Annotated in this window: 17 protein-coding genes; 12 read left to right on the top strand and 5 right to left on the bottom strand. The window is 51.0% G+C overall.

Going from position 1 to position 20,797, the window contains the following annotated elements:
• The 12 genes from Q7P68_RS04565 to Q7P68_RS04620 form a co-directional block, all read left to right on the top strand.
• A partial coding sequence (locus tag Q7P68_RS04565; protein WP_304223376.1) for a carbohydrate ABC transporter permease occupies positions 1 to 844 on the top strand: 844 nt, incomplete at its 5' end.
• Positions 841 to 1,698 carry a carbohydrate ABC transporter permease gene (locus Q7P68_RS04570; RefSeq protein WP_304223379.1) on the top strand — a complete coding sequence of 286 codons (858 nt, stop codon included), beginning with the start codon at positions 841 to 843 and terminating at the stop codon, positions 1,696 to 1,698. The genes Q7P68_RS04565 and Q7P68_RS04570, both read left to right, overlap by 4 nt.
• 19 nt (positions 1,699 to 1,717) lie before the next feature.
• Positions 1,718 to 3,643: an alpha-amylase family protein gene (locus Q7P68_RS04575; RefSeq protein ID WP_304223382.1), complete on the top strand. Its 1,926-nt coding sequence runs from the start codon at positions 1,718 to 1,720 to the stop codon at positions 3,641 to 3,643.
• The gene (locus tag Q7P68_RS04580; protein ID WP_304223384.1) at positions 3,636 to 4,694 is read left to right on the top strand and encodes a LacI family DNA-binding transcriptional regulator; all 1,059 of its coding nucleotides are present in this window, start codon (positions 3,636 to 3,638) and stop codon (positions 4,692 to 4,694) included. Before Q7P68_RS04575 ends, Q7P68_RS04580 begins: the two co-directional genes overlap by 8 nt.
• A 30-nt stretch (positions 4,695 to 4,724) precedes the next feature.
• Positions 4,725 to 6,110 carry a hypothetical protein gene (locus tag Q7P68_RS04585; protein ID WP_304223386.1) on the top strand — a complete coding sequence of 462 codons (1,386 nt, stop codon included), beginning with the start codon at positions 4,725 to 4,727 and terminating at the stop codon, positions 6,108 to 6,110.
• A gap of 43 nt (positions 6,111 to 6,153) precedes the next feature.
• Positions 6,154 to 9,114, top strand: coding sequence for a tetratricopeptide repeat protein (locus Q7P68_RS04590; protein ID WP_304223389.1), 2,961 nt, complete (start codon positions 6,154 to 6,156; stop codon positions 9,112 to 9,114).
• Positions 9,111 to 10,748, top strand: a complete 1,638-nt coding sequence (locus tag Q7P68_RS04595; RefSeq protein ID WP_304223390.1) for a hypothetical protein — start codon at positions 9,111 to 9,113, stop codon at positions 10,746 to 10,748. Before Q7P68_RS04590 ends, Q7P68_RS04595 begins: the two co-directional genes overlap by 4 nt.
• Positions 10,749 to 10,760: 12 nt before the next feature.
• A complete protein-coding gene (locus tag Q7P68_RS04600; protein ID WP_304223548.1) occupies positions 10,761 to 11,378 on the top strand; it encodes a MotA/TolQ/ExbB proton channel family protein in 618 nt (205 codons plus the stop codon).
• Between the two features lie 2 nt (positions 11,379 to 11,380).
• Complete coding sequence (locus Q7P68_RS04605) at positions 11,381 to 11,785, top strand: ExbD/TolR family protein (RefSeq protein ID WP_304223391.1); 405 nt, start codon at positions 11,381 to 11,383, stop codon at positions 11,783 to 11,785.
• 18 nt (positions 11,786 to 11,803) lie between these two features.
• Positions 11,804 to 12,805, top strand: a complete 1,002-nt coding sequence (locus Q7P68_RS04610; RefSeq protein WP_304223393.1) for a hypothetical protein — start codon at positions 11,804 to 11,806, stop codon at positions 12,803 to 12,805.
• A complete protein-coding gene (locus Q7P68_RS04615) occupies positions 12,802 to 13,470 on the top strand; it encodes an HAD family hydrolase (RefSeq protein ID WP_304223395.1) in 669 nt (222 codons plus the stop codon). The genes Q7P68_RS04610 and Q7P68_RS04615 overlap by 4 nt, the downstream gene beginning before the upstream one ends.
• A 7-nt stretch (positions 13,471 to 13,477) precedes the next feature.
• Positions 13,478 to 16,606, top strand: a complete 3,129-nt coding sequence (locus Q7P68_RS04620; protein ID WP_304223398.1) for a SpiroCoCo family coiled-coil protein — start codon at positions 13,478 to 13,480, stop codon at positions 16,604 to 16,606.
• Positions 16,607 to 16,608: 2 nt separating this feature from the next.
• Here Q7P68_RS04620 and Q7P68_RS04625 read toward each other — a convergent pair whose 3' ends face one another.
• The 5 genes from Q7P68_RS04625 to Q7P68_RS04645 are packed head-to-tail and all read right to left on the bottom strand — an operon-like array spanning position 16,609 to position 20,797.
• The gene (locus tag Q7P68_RS04625) at positions 16,609 to 17,343 is read right to left on the bottom strand and encodes an endonuclease III domain-containing protein (RefSeq protein WP_304223401.1); all 735 of its coding nucleotides are present in this window, start codon (positions 17,341 to 17,343) and stop codon (positions 16,609 to 16,611) included.
• Entirely contained in the window at positions 17,330 to 17,812 is a 483-nt protein-coding gene (gene ispF / locus Q7P68_RS04630) for a 2-C-methyl-D-erythritol 2,4-cyclodiphosphate synthase (RefSeq protein WP_304223403.1), read from the bottom strand. The genes Q7P68_RS04625 and ispF overlap by 14 nt, the downstream gene beginning before the upstream one ends.
• Positions 17,809 to 18,534 (bottom strand): IspD/TarI family cytidylyltransferase, encoded by a 726-nt coding sequence (locus Q7P68_RS04635; protein WP_304223407.1) that lies wholly within the window; start codon positions 18,532 to 18,534, stop codon positions 17,809 to 17,811. Before Q7P68_RS04635 ends, ispF begins: the two co-directional genes overlap by 4 nt.
• 3 nt (positions 18,535 to 18,537) lie before the next feature.
• On the bottom strand, positions 18,538 to 19,038 hold the full coding sequence (locus tag Q7P68_RS04640) for a CarD family transcriptional regulator (RefSeq protein ID WP_304223410.1): 501 nt from the start codon (positions 19,036 to 19,038) through the stop codon (positions 18,538 to 18,540).
• Between the two features lie 13 nt (positions 19,039 to 19,051).
• Positions 19,052 to 20,797 carry a peptide ABC transporter substrate-binding protein gene (locus tag Q7P68_RS04645; protein ID WP_304223412.1) on the bottom strand — a complete coding sequence of 582 codons (1,746 nt, stop codon included), beginning with the start codon at positions 20,795 to 20,797 and terminating at the stop codon, positions 19,052 to 19,054.

Below are 20,797 nucleotides of genomic sequence, written 5' to 3' on the forward strand. Positions count from 1 at the left end.
GGTAATACCCTTCTTTATGGGGACCTTTTACGCGTTTACCAACTGGTCAAGTTCTGCAAAACTTGACGGTGGATTCCGTATTGTCGGTTTTGAGAATTTTATTAAAAGTTTTCAGGATCCATCCTTCCTATATGCCTTTGGTATAACCTTTGTGTATACCATTTTGAATATGCTGTTCATCAATTTGGTCGCCTTCTCTTTAGCCTTGCTTGTCACAAGCGAGCTGCGGTTTAAACACCTGTACCGGGTTGGTTTTTTTGTACCGAATCTTATCGGCGGTCTTATTCTTGGCTATATCTGGCAGTTTATATTTAATAACGCAATCCCTTCTCTGGGGTCTCTGATTCCTTCGCTCAAATTTCTTGCAGATCCTAATAACTTAATGCTCGGAAAAAATACATCGGCCCTCATTGCCATGGTCATCGTAGGGACCTGGCAATATGCAGGGTACATAATGATGATATATATCGCGGCTATCGAAAACGTTCCTCAGGAACTGCATGAGGCTGCAAAGATAGATGGTGCTACGCCATGGATGAGGCTCAAGGCAATCACCATTCCTATGGCGGCTCAGGCCTTCACGGTGACCATGTTCCTCACTTTGGTTAACTCTTTTAAACAATTTGATGTGAATGTTTCGCTCACCTCTGGCGGCCCTTCTACCATGCTGTTCGGGAAACCAATTCTGGGAACTGAACTTATCGCCCTTAATATTTACAATACGGCCTTTATTTCTAACAACCTTGCCCAGGGCCAGGCCCGGGCTGTGGTGTTCTTCCTGGTACTGGCAATCATTTCGATTATCCAGGTGTATGTGAATAAAAAGAAGGAAATTGAATTATGAACAACCGAAGAATTGGAATATTTATTGCCGAACTCATAACGGCGGTTGCCTTTATACTCTTCATGTTTCCCTTTAATCTCGTAATTATCAACTCGGCCAAGACCGCCTTTGAGGTAACCCAGTATCCCCTTGCATGGCCAGACCGTTGGGGAAATCTGATCGACAATATTGTAAAAATATGGACCAGCGAAGCGGTGCGCTACCCCAGTTCTCTGGTAGCTTCTGCAATTGTTACAGCCCTATCACTGGTGCTCATCAATCTGCTCTCTGCTCAAGCTGGTTGGGTCCTCGTTCGTACTAAAAACCTCGTCAGTAACATTATCTTTTTTATCTTTGTAGCAGCTATGGTTATTCCGTTCCAGATAGTTATGTTCCCCCTTTTAAGCTGGTTCAGGATGACAACGGTGGCGACGGGTATTCCGCTTTTACGGACCTATCAGGGTATTGTGCTTGCCTATATTGGGTTCGGGGCGTCCCTGTCCATCTTTATGTTTCATGGGTTTATTAAGAGTATTCCACTGGAACTCGAAGAGGCTGCAACTATTGATGGGTGTCACCGGGCTCAGATTTTCTATGAAATTATTTTCCCGATTTTAACCCCCATTCAGGCAACCGTGCTGGTGCTTAATGGTATATGGATCTGGAACGACTACCTGTTGCCCCTTTTGGTTCTTGGCAAAGGGAACGCTATTATGACCCTGCCTTTGGCGGTCTCCAACTTTGCAGGGGCCTTCGTAAAACAATGGGACCTGATTCTTACTGCAATTTTGCTTGCCATGATTCCGGTCATTGTTTTCTTCCTTTTTGCCCAGAAGTACATAGTAAAAGGAATGGTCGCTGGTTCTATAAAATAGCGGAGACAGGAAGTTTAAAATGGAAAAATTATGGAAGGCCCTCTTTCTCCAGTGCCAGGAGCGGTGGGCCAGCCGTGGTTTAACAAGCCAGGCTGGCTGGGCTGAATTTAACGAACGGCTGGAAAAGGAATTTCAACGTTTTGCTGAACTATTGTGGCGCCTCTATGGGTCCCGGCCAGATTTTGCCTATCAAGTAGAGACCATTATTGCAAATCTGTTCTTCGCCTATCAAAGCAGGAGCGACTATCTTAAAGAAAGGGACCGCCAATTTCCCCCAGAATCGGGCTGGTTCCTTTCCCAGGAACAGGTTGGAGCGGTGGCCTATGTGGACCGCTTTGCGGGCACCTTTGCTGGTCTCCGAGATCGGCTCCCCTACTTAAAGGAACTGGGCATTACCTACCTGCACCTCATGCCTTTTTTCCGGGCTCCCCAGCCGGAAAATGACGGGGGCTATGCGGTATCGAGTTATCGGGAGACCGATCCGAAGCTTGGTACCATGGAAGAGCTTTCCAAACTGGCCAGGGACTTTTCCGAAGAGGGGATTGCCCTGGTAGCAGACTTTATCTTTAACCACACCTCGGACGAACACGAATGGGCTCAGAGGGCTAAAGCGGGGGATAAAAAATACCAGGACTTTTATTGGCTTTTTTCTGACTATGGCGAAGCCCAAAAATACCAGGCATATCTCCGGGACATTTTCCCCGAAGTCCGCCGTGGGTCCTTTACCTTTAATGAAGAGCTGCAGAAATGGGTATGGACTACCTTTCATTCTTACCAGTGGGACCTTAATTACCGAAACCCTGAGGTCTTTAACGCCATGGTTCAGGAGATGCTCTTTCTCGCTAATGCGGGTATCTCCATCTTGAGGCTCGACGCCGTTGCCTTTACCTGGAAAAAGGAGGGCACCAATTGTGAAAACCTCGATGAGGCTCATGTGCTTATAAAAGCCTTTCAGGCGGCGAGCCGGCTTGCAGCCCCTTCGCTTTTGTTTAAATCGGAAGCAATTGTACATCCCGATGATATAGAAAAATATATTGATTTACGGGAGTGCCAGATATCCTACAACCCGCTTCTTATGGCAGAATTGTGGGAAGCCTCGGCTACCAAAGAGGTCCGCCTCCTGGCCCATTCACTCAGGAAGCGGCACCATCTGCCCCAGGGCTGCGCCTGGGTCAACTACGTACGCTGCCATGATGACATTGGCTGGACCTTTGCCGACGAAGATGCGGCAGAACTGGGTATTAAAGGCAAGGATCACCGAGATTTCTTAAATGCCTTTTATATGGGCGAATTCCCCTGTTCATTTAGCAGAGGAGTGAGCTTTCAATATAATCCCAGCACGGGGGACCGCAGGATCTGCGGTACTGCCGCATCACTTGCTGGCATAGAACAGGCCATGGATGAGGGGACTGGAAAAGATCTGGATCGGGCCATTCGGAGACTGGTGTTACTCTATGGCATTGCATTTGCCGCAGGGGGTATACCGCTTATTTACCTCAGCGACGAGGTTGCTGCGCTGAACCGCTACGAGTATGCGGAGGATCCCGCACAGGCAAAGGACAGCCGCTGGGTCCATCGGCCTCTGTGGTCGGAGGATGCCTTTAAGAAACGCCATGATCTTTCAACCGTAGAAGGCCGGGTCTTCACCGCCATGCAGCGGCTTGCCTCCCAGCGGAAAGCTTATCCCGTGTTTGGCACCCAGAGCCTTTCGGTGGCCGATTCAGGCCATCCTTCGGTACTGGTGTTTCATAAACAGGCCCCGGGACAGTTTCTTACGGTTATTGGTAACTTTGCTGAAGAGCCGGTAATACTGAGTTCAGAACGGATAAACAACCTGCTTGCGGCTCGAAATGGCCAGGATCTTTTGTCAGAACGGCTTATCTTAGCCCAGGAAGCACTTGAACTTAAGGCCTGTGAACTGCTATGGATACTGAATCATGAATAAACAATCCAGGCGCATTACCATAAAGGATATTGCCGAAAAGGCGCAGGTTTCCAAAGCTACCGTATCCTTTGCATTTAATGCGCCTTGGAAAATTTCTGAAGAAACCCGAGCCCGGGTCATGCAGGTCGCGGAAGAGCTGGACTTTATTCCCGATCCCCTTGCAAGAACGCTGGCCACAAAACGGGTTGGCTCTATTGGGCTGCTCCTTCCGGATCCTATTCAGGAAGCCTTTAAGAACCCCTATATGTTCGAAGTACTCCAGGGTATCGGTACGGTCTGTCATGGAGAGGATCTCTCCCTCACCATATTGCCCCCCGTTAAGGGGCTCCTCTCCCATACGGTCCGTACCGCATTGGTAGACGGTATCATTACTATCGGGATTGAGCCCGATAACGAAATACTATCTCTTATCAGAAAGCGGCAAATACCCTTTGTAACCGTAGACGGCGCAGGGCTTGTCGGTTCGGTGAATGTAGGCATCGATGATGAGGCTGCTGCTTTTGAGCTTATGTCCTATGTTCTAGAAATGGGACACCGGGATATCAGCATTATCAGTCTTAAAAACCTGCACCAGGTCTTAATCGATTCCCCCGACGGCATACGTTCCCGAATTATCGAGCTCCGGCTGCAGGGTGTGTACCGTGCCCTTGCTGAACGGGGAATCCCGAAGCAATCGGGACAAATACGGGTGTATCCCGTGGATGCCAGCGTGGAATCCACCGTTGAAGCGGTGACTCCTCTTTTGTCCGAAGCAAATCGTCCCACGGCGATTGTATGCTTAAGCGATGTGGCTGCCCTGGGTGTCTATCAGGTCTGCCACGATCTTCATCTTTCTATTCCAAAGGATATATCCGTCGCTGGTTTTGACGGCATATTCTTCGGAAAGCTTCTTGAACCGGCCCTGACCACCCTAAGCCAGCCCGGATATGAAAAAGGGCAGGCTGCCGCGTCCCTGGTGGTTAACCTTATGCGGGGGCTGTCTGGACAAGACCTGGTCTTGCCGGTTGAGCTCCAAATAGGCGCTTCGGTAGCCCCTGTATCGCTTGATTAAAGCTCCCATTTTGCCGATATCTGTAGTGAAATGACTCAACTACTTAAGATTTTTGCTTTTTGCGTCCTTATACTCTGCGTCTCTATTACTCCCCTTGTTCATGCCGCAGCCTATAGCGCAGAAGACCGCCCCTATTCACGGATCAGCGACGATGCAGCCCTCAGGCGCAGCCTTATAGAATCCTATTTCACTCTTCCGGTTTCACAGCTGCTTAAAAAGCAGTCAGCCCGATTTACCTTGGATACGGGAGAACTGGTAGAAGTCCGGATAGAGAAGGGGGTCTCCGATGTCCTCGTTGTCCTTGCCCGCGAGCGGCAGGGGCTCTACCCCGGCTGGGTGCAAGGTTCCTGGATCCTCTACCGAAGCCTGAATGACGGATCCCCTAAAAAAATCCGCATTTATTTACGGTCCGATCCCTATGTGTATGTAGAATTCCGTCCTGCCGGATCCAATAAAAGTGTTTTTGATGTGGTAGCCTACAGTGGTTATGTGGTTTATTCCCGGCCGGTTCCTTTGGCTTTTCAGAACCTTTATTCGTCTTCAACAAACCAGGTGCTCACAGCCCTGGGCAATGTATTTCCAAAAGAGTATTTTGATGTGGATCCCCGGATGTACGGGGACTTGCGTTTTTTTATTTCCCGTCTTAAAGCTTCTGTTCCCGCCTTATCCTATGCGGATGACGGCGCTTTGGACGAACAGGGCCGGCCGGTGTATATAGCCAGTTTGATGAACCAAAAGCAGCCCTGGGGCTTAAATTGCTCTGGTTTTGCAAAATGGGTTGTCGATGGACTCGTACGGCCCATGACCGGAACCAGCCTCCCCATAGAGCCGCTTAAAACACCTATTGGCAACCGAGGTTCCAGTTTTACCGAACCGGTGGAAAGTAAACTGGATCCCTTTTTTGGCCTTGATTGGACACGAAATCTTGCCCTGGCGGTAAACCGTATACTGCGATCCCCCAGTTATACATCCTTGGATGAAATAGACATCGTCGATGTGCCGGTTTCTCAGCTTATCGTAAAAAGGGATAATAAAAGTCAAATTATTTCTTTCCCTGCATATATGAAGAACGCCGGTTTTAATATAGAAGGGCTTCCCTCAATAATGTATAGTCTTGCGGTTCGTTATCCCTCATGGTTCTATCTTGTGTCTGTAAATACCGATAAAGCTGCGGTACTCAGACAATATCCAACAAATGCACCGCTTCCCTTTAGTGCAGGATCAGGGATACGCCGCCATTTTCATGTGGCAGTCCTCATTCCCTATTTTACCGAAGACGGGGTTTTTAAGGTCAGTGTCTTTGAGAGTGCAGCAGAGACGTCTTTCGATGCCTTTGTACGCCGTTATCCAGGATACCAGGTTCATTTAGTCCGCATCCCCTTCCAAGGTACCTTCGATCCTCCAGCAGTAAATTAGCTCACTTTGTAACTTTTTGGTGGGCGAGATATTGTTAATGTATATGAAAGCATACGATAGACCTATTGTCGTTTTATTGGCAGCCCTTTTATTTCTGATAAACGGCAGCCTTTATGCACAAAATTCCGACAGGGATTTATTTCTGGACGCGGAAGCCCGGTTCCAAAGTGGCAACTACGCTCTTGCTCTTGAACAATATGAGGAACTGATCCGTAAATGGCCCCAATCTTCTTATAATGCGGATGCACGGTTTAGAAAGGCAGTGATCCTTTACCGGATGGGGAAGACCCAAGAAGCATATCTTGCCTTTGAAACCATTGAACGCCGCTACCGATCTACCAAATTTCTTGATTATATACCTTTCTGGAAAGCACTTATTGAATATGACAGGGGTGATTACCGCAAAGCTTTCCAACGGCTGTCCGCTTTATCTAATAAAAAACTTGATGAATGGACGGCTCAACAGGTATTGCTTTACAAGGGAAAGTCTGCCCTCGCATTGGAAGACACTGACCAGGCTTTACAGGCCTTCGAATCCCTCTACCAGGAATTGGCACGGGTTCCCCTCCAGGCAGAAACTCAAGGGGCGGTGCTTATCTACCTTTCAGACCTATACAGCCGGCTAGGAAAACAAAAGGAGCAGAGTCAGCTCTGGGAGTCCCTTTCCAAAGACGCGTTACGGCAGGATATTCGGGAGCCGCTCGCCCTTCGCGCTGCAGAAGCCTACCTGGCACTCCAGAACAATGATAAGGCTCTTCCCCTTTTGGAAAGTCTCAGCACGTCGTCTAACCGCGAAATTGCCGGCAAGGCACTGCAGTATTTACTCAGCTACGAACAAAAAAGGGAAAATGATGCGGGGGTTGCTTCGGTCATCATTAAGGCGGAAAACCTCCTCCGAACCGATCCCCAAGCGCTGGCTTCCTTTTGGACAAAAGTAGGATCGGCTACTTTTTACGAAGGAAAACTGGAATTAGCCCGCTCATACCTGCTGAGAGCTCAGGTCATATTGGGTACCCGTGATATAGACCAGGATGTTCCCATATATCTGGCGGAAATAAGCTGGCGCCAAGGGGATGCTCAACAGGCTCTTAAAACGCTGTTGGATGCGGAACCTTTTATCAAGGGCGACAAGGCCCTGCTTCTGAGCAGGCTCCAGTGGTATGCCCTGCAGGGAGAGGATTGGGATAATGCGGTACTGTACGGGCAAACGGCACTGGTACAGGCTGAGCGGGAAAAACGGGATGACATAGCCGCTATGGTACGGGCTTATATTGCTTATGGTTTGTACCGGAAAGGCCAGTTTACAGAAGCCCTGGAAACTCTCGGTACCGATACGGTTCCTCCGGGCCCGAAGGACCTGGCAAAACGGCTCCAGAGCAGGCTGCTGCAGAAAACGGGTCAACCCCTTGCATCCCTGGAAAGTTATAATGTGCTTTTACAACAGGTGCCCAATAATCCTGAATTGGCGATTGAACGGATGAGCCTCCTTTTTGAAAAGGCCCAATATACGCAGGTTCTATCTTCAAGCCAGGAAATCGAATCAAAAACTGATCTATCGAAACTGAGCGTTCCCTACCGCTTTGGTTTTATGTATATGAAAGGGATTGCCATGGCGCAGACTGCAAGCGCTCCTGAGGCCTACCGGGCCGCTGCGGAGCTGCTTGCTCGGGCCAGTGAGCTTGCCCCAGCGGGCGAAAGCGCCCTGCCCTGGGCAATGTATTATAGTGCTTGGGCTTTGTACCGTGCAGGGCGCTTTGCCGAAGCTGCCGCGCAGTTTAACTCTCTTGTGAGCCGTTTCCCGGCCCATGGCCAGACCTACGCTGCAGCCTACCTAGGCGCCTGGAGTTATGCCCGGCTGGGGCAATACGCCAATGGGGCCAGGCTGGCCCAACGGGCAGCTGAATTAAACACTGCTCCCGACGCAGCGGCCCGGGCCCGGTATTTAGAAGGCCTGTTGCGGAGCCTGTCCGGAGACTGGTCTGGGGCCCTGAAAGCCATGGATCAGGCTGGAACAGCCCATCTATCCTATGCCGCACGGGCAGCCTTTGAAAAGGGAAACATTTATTTCCGTATGGGGAATATTCGCGAAGCCGATGCAGCTTTTGCTCTAGTGCAGCGCAATTTTGGCCAGGACCCCCTGGCTGAAGAAGCGGCTTACCGCCGGGGAGAGCTTTATTACGGTGCCAAACAGTGGAAAGAAGCCTTGGATAGGTTTGATGCCTACCGCAATACCTACCCCCGGGGTGCTAAGGTCGACGGGGCCCTGTATTTCAGTGGATCTATTCAGCAGGAACTAGACCAGCCGGATAGAGCCATACTGCTATGGGAACGCCTTTTGCGGGAATATTCCGCCAGTTCCTTTAGGCTCCCTGCGATGATTGCTCTGGAAAAAGCCTATTGGACAAAAAAGGACTGGGAAAGCGCCCTGCGGATTGCAACAAATGCCATTGTGGAGTTCGGCGAAGCGGCAAAGTCCTCCGGCCTTGAAGAAGAAGTAGCTATGCTGCGTTACCTCATTGCCGGAATGAGTGAGAAGGCTGCCCGGCTTCAAGTCCAGCTTGTTAAACAGCAGGGAGTAAGTACTCCTGGGGGCCGAAAAACAGCCCTCGAGCTTGCGCGGTACTATATTCTTGAAACCTCTCAGCGGGAAGCCGGAACTGTTCTGGCGGATCAAATAATTGCATACCGGGGAGAAGACCCTGGTTCCGCATCTGAGGCTTACTATCTTAAAGGTGAATATTTTGGCCTCCTAGAAGCCTGGGATAAGGCTCTCGCTGCGTACTTAGAGGCGGTAGAGCTTGCAGCAACACTCAAGCCAGAACAGATACGAAGCGGGCAAATCCGGCAGGACTTAATCCCCGAGTCTCTCTTTAAAGCCGCCCGCAGCACCCAGAGGCTTGGCAGGACTGAAGATGTCCGACAGCTTGTTGCAACCCTTACCAAGCAGTATCCGGCCTCTCCCTGGACGCGTCAGGCAGAGCGGCTTTTGGAGGCTAATCGATGAAACGAATCATAGCTATATCTATCATTGTACTCTTTTTTAGTCCCCTCATGTTACTGGCCCAGCAAACAGAACAGGGCTCGCTTACGCTGCCGGATGTCGCCGAAGATGTCAGGGCTGTGGAAAACACCCCGGTGGCCGTCCCTGTACCGGATTTGCTCCCTATTCCTGTACCCGCTGCGGCTCCGCCGCTCCCCACGGAACAACCCATAACGATTCCCGAATCTGCCCTTTCCACCGCAGGCGCCCTTGATGCTCGTTCCCGGCAGCTATCCGATGACGCCTTTGGCAAAGCCATGGGGGAGGCCATGGTCGGTGCCTTTTTGTGGGACGGTGTTACCGCCCATCTTTCATTGTACAGGCCGGGAAGCGATCCTTCTTTCAGTATTATTTTTTCCCATGAAACCCAGGACGGTTTTGCCTTTCATGAGCCTGGCTCTGGTTTTTCTCTGCGGAAAACCTCTTTACAGGGCAATTTCCGCGGAGGCAAGGACAATGCTCCGCGCTGGTCCATAAGCGCTGCCTTTGCTGACCAATTCAACGGTTTGCAGGGACAAAGTCAGGACTTTTCTGGCATTTCCCACCGGTATCTTTCCTTTATTCCGGCCCTTCGTTTTCCCCTGGGTGCCTTTACGGTCTATTCCGAGCTAGAAGGTTCCAGCGCAGCCCTGTCTCTAGAGAGGGGCCAGAGTACGGTCAGCACCGATGTCCGCGCCCAGGAACTGGGAATACAGCCTTCTCTCGGCATTGAATGGGCTGGAAAGGTTATGAAGTTTAGCCTCGAAGGCCTTTATATCTTTTACGGGCTTATCAATAATCCATCCTCCGTAGCGGTTTCCGACAGGCTGGTGCAGCAAGGAGAACTCAGACTTGCATCGAGCTTTGACATCTCTCCTGCTTTCCAGACCGGGGCATCCCTTGGTATTGGCACCAATAGTTCCCTTTTGTGGTATGTGCCTTTTTCCGTCTGGTTTGATGCGGGCCTTGGGGATGTACTCTCTGTGTCAGCAAAAGGCGGGCTAGAATCGGAGACCAGGTCCCTGCGGGAATTGTGGACCCTTAATCCTTATACGGATATAGGCCCGGTACAAACAGCGGACACCCACTGGTTTGCCGGAGGGGTCATCAATCTGTATCCCTGGAAGGCTATTACCTTGCGTTTTTCCGCTGATTGGAAGTCCAGTTTTGGAGGGACAGGGCGGATATGGCCGCAGGAAGCTGCAGCAAGTGGCACGAGAGGCCTTTTTAGTTATGAAACCCGTTCATATAACTTGTTTAACACCAGTATCGAAGCACGGCACACGGGGCAGCAGGTAAACGCTGCGGTGGGACTCGCTTCCCAGTGGCTGGACAAATGGGACAAGCGGTCACAGGCATTTTATACTTCCCTTGAATATCATGATACCAATAACCGTTTCGGGGCAGCCGGATCTGCTCGCTTAGCCTTTGATGCTGCAGGTATAGATATTCCGACTTTAGATATGAGCGCCTATTTGCATCTTGGAAACGGAATCAGGCTCAATGCGGATGCCCAGGATATCTTTATGGCCTTTCGGGGACCGCAGGGCAGGATGATGTGGGAGCCCTATCTGGAAACAGGATTCCAGGCTGGGCTGCGCCTCCAATTTACACTATAAGAGGTAAGAGTGATGCTGGACTTGTTTGTAAAAGGCGGACCTGTTATGTATGTTATCGCCCTCTGTGCCATGGGGGCGACTGTTATCATCGTCGAGCGTTTTCTCTTTTTTGCCTCCTTGGCAAAAAAACAGAAGGAACTATTGCCTAGACTGAGGCAGCTTCTTAAGGCCGGACAGTTTGAGCAGGCTGAGGCTCTCTGCAAATCTACTGATGCACCGCTGGCGCATCTTGCTGGCGCAGGCCTTGAACATCGCAGTCTTGATGAACTTTCCATTAAAGAAGCGGTTCTAAATGCTGCAAACCGTCAGGTGCCCCGGGTGGAGCGGTACATCAGCGCCCTGGGAACTATTGCAAATATATCTACCCTGCTGGGTCTGCTCGGAACCGTTTCCGGCAATATCCGGGCCTTTGGCGTCCTTGCTGCATCGGGCGCCATGGGGAACCCGGCCCTTCTGGCTGGCGCGATTGCAGAGGCCCTCATTACTACCGCTGCGGGTCTTATCGTATCTATTCCGGCCACGGTGTTTTACAATTATTTTGTCAGCAAGGCAAATAGCATTATTGTGGATCTGGAAAGCACCGTCGGGGACCTGGTGCTGCTGTTGGTTGCTCGAAACGAGGGGAAATAGCCATGCAGTTTAAACGGCGGCTCAAGTCCAGATCGGTCGTTGACCTCGTTCCCATGATCGATGTGGTATTTCAGCTGATACTCTTTTTCCTTGTTTCTACCACCTTTGCCATATTGCCCGGCATTACCCTGCAGCTGCCCGCTTCTAGTACCGCAGAACCCACCGCCATGACCCGGCTTACCGTGGCGGTTATCAATCGGGACGAGATTTACCTTAACAAGGATCGGGTAACCCTTAAAGAACTGGAGGAACGGCTTACGAGGCTTTCCGCAGCCGAGCGGGCGGAAATAAAAAGCGTTACCCTGGAGGCGGATCGGAGTATTTCCTACGGGCTTATCATTTCGGTGCTGGATGTGCTGCGGAAAAGCGGATTCCGGGGCATTAACCTGCATACCCTTGAGCAGTAAGCATTCCAGGACGGAATCATGACCTACGGAACAATAGAATACCGGGGAGATAAAAAACGCTTGGAACAGAGCCTTCTTATTTCATCCCTTTTTTGGCTCTTGTTTTTTGGCATTCTGGCTATTGTACCGATTCGTTCAACACCGCCTGCCGAACCGACCATGAATCCGGTCTATATTGAGCTCGCCGCTGCGAGAGAGCAGGAACCAGAACCGGTCCTAGAACCGGTGCGCGAGCCCTCAGAAGCAGCATCGCAAACATCGGCGTCCCAAACCGCGACATTGCAAGCTGCTACTGCCGCGGGGCCCCGGTCAGCAGTTACTCCTCAGGCAGCAGCACCTAAGGCTGCGCCCCAGGCAGCCGCGCCCACAGCTGCGGCGGCCGCCTCATCTGTATCTGGTCCTGCACCGCAAAGGTCTCCCGCTGCCCCCTCAAGGAGCAGTCCCTACCAGAGCCGGGGAGGTGAGGATCCTTTTGCGCCCCTTTCCGAAGCGGATCTTGCCGCAGCAACATCAGATAATCAACCTTTGCCCGCCGCGCCTTCCCAAAGTCCCTCTGCAAGTTCAAGAAGTAGCGCTGCGGAAAACCAAAAAAGCACTGCAGGCTCTACCGATTCTCTTTCGGGGCGTATACAGAATGTAAGCGACACACTGGCTTCCCGGTCTCCCGCAGCAGCCGGTTCTGGCGGGAGCCAGGAAAGTGCGGCAGCCAGTACCTCAGGGAGCAAAGGCCCTGTCGGTGCCTTTGATTTTGGTGACGGGCCCAGGAGAAGGCTCCTCTCAGCACCCCAGCCGACTATCCCCGCCCGGCTCTTAGAAGGTCAGCCTTCACTGATTGAAACAACCGTCCGGTTCCGTATAGATAAGGGCGGGGCTGTCATCGCTCTTTCTATTCAGTTTGATCCGCCCCTGCCTCTGGATATTGCAGAATACCTAAAAACCTATGTTTTTTCCCGCTGGATCTTCTCTTCTTCAAATTCTGATGGACAGGTAAGATTCAAATATAGTATAAATACACAGTGAGACAAGACTTAGACGCGGTTGCCTTCGATTTGGACGGCACCTTATATCCGAATTACCGCTTTTATATCCGTATTCTTCCCTTTATTATCCGGGAACACCGGCTTCTTAGGGCCATGGGCGCCGCCCGGGATACCCTCAGATCAGCTGCCCAAGAGGGCCGGTTTTACGATATCCAAGCGCGGATTATGGCGGATATTCTCAAAGATGATCCAGAGAAAATTTATACAAAAACAGAACAGCTCATCTACCGGGGCTGGGAACCCCTGTTTAAGAAGGTCCGTCTTTTTCCCCATGTTCACGAAACCTTAAGTGACTTTAAGTCTGAAGGCTTAAAGCTGGCGCTCCTCTCTGATTTCCCGCCCCTCAAAAAGCTTGAGTATCTAGGTCTTGCAGACTATTGGGATGTGGTGCTCTGTTCCGAAGAGACGGGGCGGCTCAAACCGGACCCGCTGCCATTCATGGCCCTTTCTCAGTCCCTTAAAACAGCGCCGCAGCGCATCCTGTATGTGGGAAACAGCGTTGAATATGATATAAAGGGGGCAAAAAACGCCGGATTCAAGACCGCGCTTATCAGAAACCCCTGGTCTCATATTCCCCGAAATATTCCCGAAGCAGATTTTATTTTCAAAGACTATCGCCAATTACGCCGTTATGTGTTAAGTTAGTAAGCAAATGATATTCACTGCAGGCAACCTTATAACCCTGGGCATTGTACTGATTGCCCTGGTATTATTCCGACAATTGGATAAAAATAATCGTTCCCTCGACAAGGTCCGTAAATACGGTGATAAGCTTAAAGAAGACCTGGCAGCCTTTGTTGCTGAACGGGAAGCGGCTGTCAAGGACTATGCGGTCGAACTGGATGTCCAGCAGAAGGCAGCTAAGGAGCTCCTTAAGCGGCTTGTTATCACAGAAGAGGACCTGGCGGCCAAGGCAGCGGCGGTCACTAAAATTGATGAACGAATCTCGGCCTATGACGCATCTTTGGAAGAATTGATGCGCATGACCGCCCTGGTACAGGAAAACCTTAACCGGATAAAAGAAGAGTCTCCCTTTACCGAGACGGTCCTGAAACGTGTTGTGGAGGCTAAAAACCAGCTGCAGGGGCTGGAGAAGCATCTGTCGGATATAGAAACGACCTTTGAGCGTCAAAATGCCCAGGCTTTGGAACGGGCAGAAGAAGAGGTGCTCGCTGCCATTCGTTCTACCGTTTCGGATCTGCAGGCAACTGCAGAGACCATAGAACGGAGGGTAGAAGAGCATCGGGATGCGATTGTGGCGGTCGAAAAACAACGAAAAGAAACCCTGCATCAAGATCTCGCTCAGGTGCAGGCTGTCCTAAAGGATGCTCTCGAAAAGGCCCGCAGCGAAGCGGACAAGCTGGAAGATGCGGCTTTTGTAAGACTTAAGGAACAGGCGGTAGAACGGGCCCGAAAGTTTCAAGCCACGGTGGAAGAGCGGCTCCTTCAGTTCCAGGACGCAACCAAGGCCAAGGTGCTCGAAGTTCAGGGGCTTGTTAAAGCCTTTAAAGATGAATGGAAACAAGACGCGGCAGATCTGGAAGCAAAACAGAGGGCTTACAAAGAAGAATGGAAAAAGGATGTGGGCGAACTAAACAGTCTTGCCAAGTCCCAGAAAGAAGAGTGGAAAAAGGATTTGGCCGAAGCCCTTGCGGAAGCAAAGGCAATCCAGGAAAAAATTACTCAGCAAACCGATCAGGCCGCAGCGGACCTGCAGAAAAAGATTACCGATATTGCGTCCCAAACCGATGCAGGCCTTAAGGCTTTGAGCCAGACCATGCAGCAAAAACTGAAGGACCTTGAGCAGAAGGTGCTGGAAACAGAGACTAAAACAATAGAGTCTGTAGATGGCCGGCTTAAAGAGTACAGCGCTGCCCAGGCGGTTCAGTTCCAGCGGCTTGAGAACGCTGCGGACGAAGTCAGCCGTCTCGAAGCCGAACTGCGTTCATATATGAACGAAACGGAACAGCGGGTATTGCAGGCCTTTGCCCTGTTTGAAAAAGAAAGCGAAAACCGCCGAAACACCGTGCTTGCTTCCTTTGCCGAAACGGTGCAGCAGCTTAAAAAAGAAATGGCCGATCTCGAAAACGAACTCAGTGCCCTCAAGACCAGGGCATACGAAAACGTATCGGAAAAACTCAAACTCTTCGAGGACGATTTCTTTGCGGACCTTGCAAAACGGAGCGAAGAAATCGACAGCAGGCTTGCGGAATGGAAGTCCGCCATGGACAGCCAGCTGCTCCGCCTCGAAGAAGCGGGCCGCAACGAGCGGGAGCAGCTTGAACAGACCTATACAGAACTCTTTAAGACAAAACTTGCCGAGCAGAGCGAACGGTTCAGTTCGGATCTGGAACGGCTCAAGATTCAGACCGGTGCATTCGAAGAGGGTATCCGGGAGCAAATGGAACAGGCCGATCAGTCCTTGCAGGCCTTTAAGGAACAGCTTTCCAAGGATCTGGAAGAAGCCAGGAATGCCGCAGCGGCGGCCACCAAGGCGGAAATCGGCCGTCATGCCCTGGCTATGGCAGAGCTGCTTAAAAAGGACCAGCGGGAGCTCGAGACGGCCCTTAAAAATCTCACCGATCAGGTGGAAAGCCGGGGACAGGAAATTACCGATTTGGTGGAAAGCCAGCGGAAAAGCCTGGAAACCTGGCAGGCCCGCTTTACCCAGCAGCTGCGGGAAACGGAAAGCGCCTTGGAAGAAACCCGGAAGCGGGGCAGGGATCTGGCCGCAGAAAGCGACGAACGGCTTGCCGCGACAAGGACTGCCATTCAGGAAGCCCATCAGGATGCGGAAAACTTCCGGAACGAACTGTTTACCCGGACCGAAGAACAGGCCAAGAATCTGGATATGGCCATCAAAGAGGCGGATCGCCGTATCAAGGAATTTATTGCCCAGACCAAGCTGTTCGAAAAAACCGAGGAGCTGAAGACCGCTCTGGAGCGGAAGATCGAAGACCTGCGCTCCGACCTGGACAGTTTGGATCAGCGGCGCAGCGAGGCCGCCGAACTGGAAGCCCAATTTATCAAAATTAAACGTCTTGAAGATGAGGTAAACGCCAAAATGACCCGGTTCCTCTCCGAGCGGCACCGGATCGAAGTTATGGAAGCTGACTTTAAGCGGCTCATACAGACCGCCCAGGCAGTGGATGAAAAGCTTGTTCAGGTAACCGCCTCTGACGATACATTGCAAGCCCTGCAAGCCCAGCTGAGGCGCCTCGAGGACGCAGTTAAAGATGGGGAAGAAAAATACCAGAGGCTTGAGCGGAAAAATCAAATTCTTGATGCTACTAATGACGGCATAGACAGGAATTTCCAAGCTCTGCAGAATATGGAGACCGCTCTTAAACGGTATAACGAAGAATTACAGAAACTCCAGCAATCCCTGGAAAGCATAAAACCCGCTATCGATACCCTTTCTAAAGACCGGGACCGGGCTCTAGAAGCGGCCGAAAAGGTCTCCGATGTGGACAAGTTTATGGCCGAACTGGAAGAACGGATTGCCCAGATGCAGAAAGCCCGTGAATGGCTTGCGCGGACAGAAACCCGGCTCGAAGAACTGTCCAAACAGGCCCAGGAGCAGGTTAAAATTATGGGAACCCTCCTTAAGGAGGAGGGAAAGAAGGGCCTGTCCAAAGACCGGGGCGCTCCTCCCATAGGAGTGCGGGAAACGGTCGTAAAGCTGGCCCATCAGGGCTGGACCGTGGATGAGATTGCCCGGACGGTAAAAATTTCAAAGGGCGAAGTAGAGCTGATTTTGGAAGTTTCTCCTAAAGGTTAATATCAGCGGTTTTTGCTAACCCCCCGGCGCAGGCAATAGGCTGCCAGGGGACAGCGGGAACAGAAGGGACTCTGGGGCCGGCAGACATGCTGGCCAAAGGAAACTAAAAGCCAGTTGATAGGTCGCCAATACTTGAGCGGCAGCTGGTCCCGGAGCGCTGTTTCAGTCTCTTCCGGTGTTTTAGTATCGACCCAGCCTGCACGGTTACAAATCCGGTGTACATGGATATCTACACAGATCGCATCCTTACCGAAGCCCTCGGACAAGACAAGGTTTGCGGTCTTTCTGCCTATGCCGGGTAAGGCCAGGAGTGCCTCAATGGTGTCCGGCACCCTTCCTTCATAGTGCCGAATCAGAATATCCGCAATTTTAAGCAGGTTCGCTGCCTTTGTTCGGTAGAATCCAGCGGGGTATATGAGGCGGGCAATTTCTTCTTGTTCAAGGTCCAGCAGGGCTTCCGGTGTTGGCGCATGGGCAAGAAGTCGCCGAGAGCTCGCCAGGGTTACTTCGTCCTTGGTCCTGAGGCTTATCAGGGTGGAAACTAATACAATCCAGGCCTGAGATGGAGACTTTTCAGCATCTCGCTCCTGCTTTGTATCTTTGTTACTCTTGCCTGCGGCCGCCTCCAGTGCAAGGGTGCTGACGGAGGGGAGTTCTGTTCCTGAACTTCGTAGCTGTGCGTGCCACTCCTGGAGTATGGCAAAGATTGCATCCCAGTAAATGTCAGTGTTGGACATGTTCGAGCAGGCAGACCGCCAGAGCTTCTACGGCCATACCAGCGCCGATAGCATCGATCCGTTCGTTGGTTTTACCCTTTATAAAAATACGGTCCGCAGGGATTTGCAGGGCCCCCGCAAGAGAATCCCTGATAGCCTGCCTGAAGGGGAGCAGCTTCGGACTTTCACAGGTAATGACACAGTCTATGTTGATGATCTTCCAGCCCTTCTGGTATACCTGTTCGGCCGATTGTTTAAGGAGTTCCAACGAATAGGCGTCTTTCCATTGGGGGCTGCTGGGGGGGAAAAATTCGCCGATATCTCCAAGGCCAGCAGCGCCTAAAAGGGCGTCTATAATTGCATGGCACAGTACATCCCCATCGGAGTGTCCCAATTCTCCCTTTTCGGCCGGAATAGTCACCCCGCCGAGAATAAAAGGCCGGCCTTCTACAAGACGGTGCAGATCCTTGCCTAAGCCGATACGAATCATGGTAAATCCTCCGGAAAGGTTATTTTTTTATTTTTCATGTCCCCCTGTATAGTATACACCGGACCAATAAATTGTCCCCATACTTCCGCGTCGTCGGTAAATTCCCTTCCCGTTTCCAGTTCTATCTGAGCGGCCTTTTCATGGGCCGCAAGTATATCGGTAAAAGCAAATGCCTGAGGTGTCTGGGCTGTCACGATACGAGTTCTTTTAAGATGCCTGGTAATAAACCCCTGTTCATCCAGTTCCTTGGGGGTCTCCACAAGGCCCATAACGGGAATAACAGCCCTGTGTTCCTGCACCTTATGAATTATATGCTGGATCAATGCTGGCTGTACCCAGGGGCGGGCTCCGTCATGAATCAGAACATAATCAACATGGTATGCGGAAAGCAAAGCTAAGGCATGATGCACGCTGGCACGGCGGGTGTTGGAGCCGGGAATAAAGAGTATTTTTGGTTTTTTTACTATGTGTGCGGGAAAAGCTGGTAAAACGGCTCTTGCGGCAGCTTCGCCGGTTTCACTGTTATTTGGAACGGTTATGACGATTAGATCTATTTCGGAACAGGCTGCGAAGGCAAGAACTGTGGACCCAAGGACGGAAAGGGGCTTGCCCGCACTGTCGTATATACCATCCCCTAAGGGACGGTATTCCTTTTTAAGGCCACCCATGCGGGTAGAAGCCCCTGCGGCGGTAATTACTGCCGCAATGGTTCTGCCCTCCATGGTTTAGTTGGCTTCGAGCTTGGCAAAAATGAGGGCTTCCACTTCCTCTTTGTTTTTACCAAGGGAAAAGCTGATTTCATCTTCCAGAAGCTTTAAGGCTGAATCGTAGAGCTTCCGTTCTAGTATAGGCAGCTCTTTTATTTTGCTGCGGTGGTAAAGGGACCGCACAATAGTTGCAATATCGATGACGCTGCCCTTTTTAAGAAGGTCCAGATTCATCTGGTATCGCAGTTTCCAATCTGAAGGAATGGGTTCAAAGGTTTCCCCAATAAGATCCAAAGCCCGCTGGGCTTCTTCCTGGGGAACAATGGCCCGGATACCGAGTTCTTCGGCCTTTATCGTGGGAACCATGACGGTCATGTCCGACACTTCCAGATAGATAACATAATAGGGAACCGTCTGATCCTTGAATTTTTTATCCTGGATTGCAACTATTTTGCCGACGCCCTGACTAGGATAGACCACTTTCTGGTCAATTTGAAAGGTAGTGAACTGTTCGCTCATTATGCTATATATATCATAAATTATTCTTTTGGTGAATAGGTCCCCATGCAACCCCTGGCAGCGCCCGGAAAGCTGCATAGGACAGGTACTTAAAGGGATGAATATCCAGCGGATTGGGGTACCACCCGTCAATTTCGTTCATGTCAATAATATTTAGTGCCGGTGTATAGGCGATGGGAAGCACGGTGCCGCCCTGTAACAGCTGTTCCTCCGCTTTGGAAAGGGTTTGCCAGCGCTGTTCCCCCGCTTCCTGCATGGACTGATTGATGAGCGCTTCGTATACCGGATCGTTAAGCCGGGCATCATTCAGATTGGAGTCCCAGCGCCACATTTGCAGGAATGTGTAGGGATCTGCAAAGTCTCCTATCCATGTGGAAGATCCAACCACATAATCGTCCTTTTTGAGATCCTCAATATAAGAATCATAGGGGGTTACCTTTATTTCTACCGATATCCCAAGAATATCTTCCCATGCATTGCCCATAAGGCTCGCAATCCGATATGCTTCTTTGGACTGGCTTATTTTTATAACCAGGGTCGGGATCCCTGCGCCGTTGGGATATCCCGCTTCTTCAAGCAGGCTTTTAGCCTTTTCTATGTTGGTTTCCGCAAGGCCCTTGGGCTTAGGATAGCCCGGTATAGGATAGATGAGCGTATCGGCCGGGAGATAATAACCCTGCCGGATGGTTTCCCAGGGCAAGGCAAGGCTCAGGGCCTGCCGCACCTTGCTGTCTGTCCAGGGTGCACGGGAAGATCGAATATAAAAATAATAGGTGGCAAACATTGCATTGATCACAATGCCGCTCCTGTCCTGAATGGCTTCCAGATCCACATCGCCGGCTATCCACCGGGCTTCTCCAGAGTTCCAAAGGCTTGCCGCTTCCTGACCGTCCTGGGCAAAACGGATGGTGATTTTTTTAATTTTTACCCGTTTTGCGTCCCAATATAGTTCGTTTTTAGCCAGTACGAGTTGGTTGTCCTTTTGTTCCAGAAGATAATAGGGGCCATTTGAAAGAGGAGCCTGCTTTGACCAGTCAGTTATAGAAAGCATAGTCGGGTGAATAGGGCTAAAAGAGTGGTGGCAGAGCATGCTCGGGAAAAAGGCTGCGGGGGCGTTTAAGCGCACCACGAGGGTTTTAGAATCGGGACATTCAATGCCCACCTGTTTTGGATCCCGCATCTGGCCCGTACGGTATTCCCGAGCGCCCGCAATAATATCGAACAGAGACGAATAGGGGGTGTTGCCTGCCGGATCTATGAGGGAAAGCCATGCATCCCTAAAATGTTCGGATTTAAGGCTGTCGCCGTTCCAATAGCGGGCATTGCTGCGCAGGGTAAAGGTCCAGGTTTTCTTATCCTCCGATAATTTCCAAGATTCCGCAGCTGCAGGAATCGGTTCCAAGGTTAGGGGATTGTAAGAAAAAAGACCCTCATAAAGGCCGGTGAAAAGCTGCGCTTCAGAGGCTAAAAAAGATTTTCGGGGATCCAGTTGGAGGGAGCTTGATGAGAATACGATGGTCAGCTCTTCCCTGTTCGCCGGATCGGGCCTGCTCTGAGCTAAGGGAGCCGGATCCTGTTCTGGATTTGTTTCCTCTCCAATGGATGGCTGTTCTGCAATTTCGGCATCCTTGGATGGGGCTGGGCTTTCAGAATTTTCTGGAGCTGATGCTGGGGCGAGAAGTCCGCTCTGGTTAGAAACACAGGCAGAGGCTAATAGAATAATATATGCGGTTACATAAACATACCGGGTACGTTTCAT

The sequence above is a fragment of the Gracilinema caldarium genome (assembly GCF_029265695.1).
Taxonomy (GTDB): Bacteria; Spirochaetota; Spirochaetia; order Treponematales; family Breznakiellaceae; genus Gracilinema; species Gracilinema caldarium_A.

What these genes read in the sequence shown, in the direction of transcription:
- Q7P68_RS04570 (WP_304223379.1), top strand. Translation starts at nt 841, where the DNA reads ATGAACAACCGAAGAATTGGAATATTTATTGCCGAACTCATAACGGCG.
- Q7P68_RS04575 (WP_304223382.1), top strand. Translation starts at nt 1,718, where the DNA reads ATGGAAAAATTATGGAAGGCCCTCTTTCTCCAGTGCCAGGAGCGGTGG.
- Q7P68_RS04580 (WP_304223384.1), top strand. Translation starts at nt 3,636, where the DNA reads ATGAATAAACAATCCAGGCGCATTACCATAAAGGATATTGCCGAAAAG.
- Q7P68_RS04585 (WP_304223386.1), top strand. Translation starts at nt 4,725, where the DNA reads ATGACTCAACTACTTAAGATTTTTGCTTTTTGCGTCCTTATACTCTGC.
- Q7P68_RS04590 (WP_304223389.1), top strand. Translation starts at nt 6,154, where the DNA reads ATGAAAGCATACGATAGACCTATTGTCGTTTTATTGGCAGCCCTTTTA.
- Q7P68_RS04595 (WP_304223390.1), top strand. Translation starts at nt 9,111, where the DNA reads ATGAAACGAATCATAGCTATATCTATCATTGTACTCTTTTTTAGTCCC.
- Q7P68_RS04600 (WP_304223548.1), top strand. Translation starts at nt 10,761, where the DNA reads ATGCTGGACTTGTTTGTAAAAGGCGGACCTGTTATGTATGTTATCGCC.
- Q7P68_RS04605 (WP_304223391.1), top strand. Translation starts at nt 11,381, where the DNA reads ATGCAGTTTAAACGGCGGCTCAAGTCCAGATCGGTCGTTGACCTCGTT.
- Q7P68_RS04610 (WP_304223393.1), top strand. Translation starts at nt 11,804, where the DNA reads ATGACCTACGGAACAATAGAATACCGGGGAGATAAAAAACGCTTGGAA.
- Q7P68_RS04620 (WP_304223398.1), top strand. Translation starts at nt 13,478, where the DNA reads ATGATATTCACTGCAGGCAACCTTATAACCCTGGGCATTGTACTGATT.
- Q7P68_RS04625 (WP_304223401.1), bottom strand. Translation starts at nt 17,343, where the DNA reads ATGTCCAACACTGACATTTACTGGGATGCAATCTTTGCCATACTCCAG.
- ispF (WP_304223403.1), bottom strand. Translation starts at nt 17,812, where the DNA reads ATGATTCGTATCGGCTTAGGCAAGGATCTGCACCGTCTTGTAGAAGGC.
- Q7P68_RS04635 (WP_304223407.1), bottom strand. Translation starts at nt 18,534, where the DNA reads ATGGAGGGCAGAACCATTGCGGCAGTAATTACCGCCGCAGGGGCTTCT.
- Q7P68_RS04640 (WP_304223410.1), bottom strand. Translation starts at nt 19,038, where the DNA reads ATGAGCGAACAGTTCACTACCTTTCAAATTGACCAGAAAGTGGTCTAT.
- Q7P68_RS04645 (WP_304223412.1), bottom strand. Translation starts at nt 20,797, where the DNA reads ATGAAACGTACCCGGTATGTTTATGTAACCGCATATATTATTCTATTA.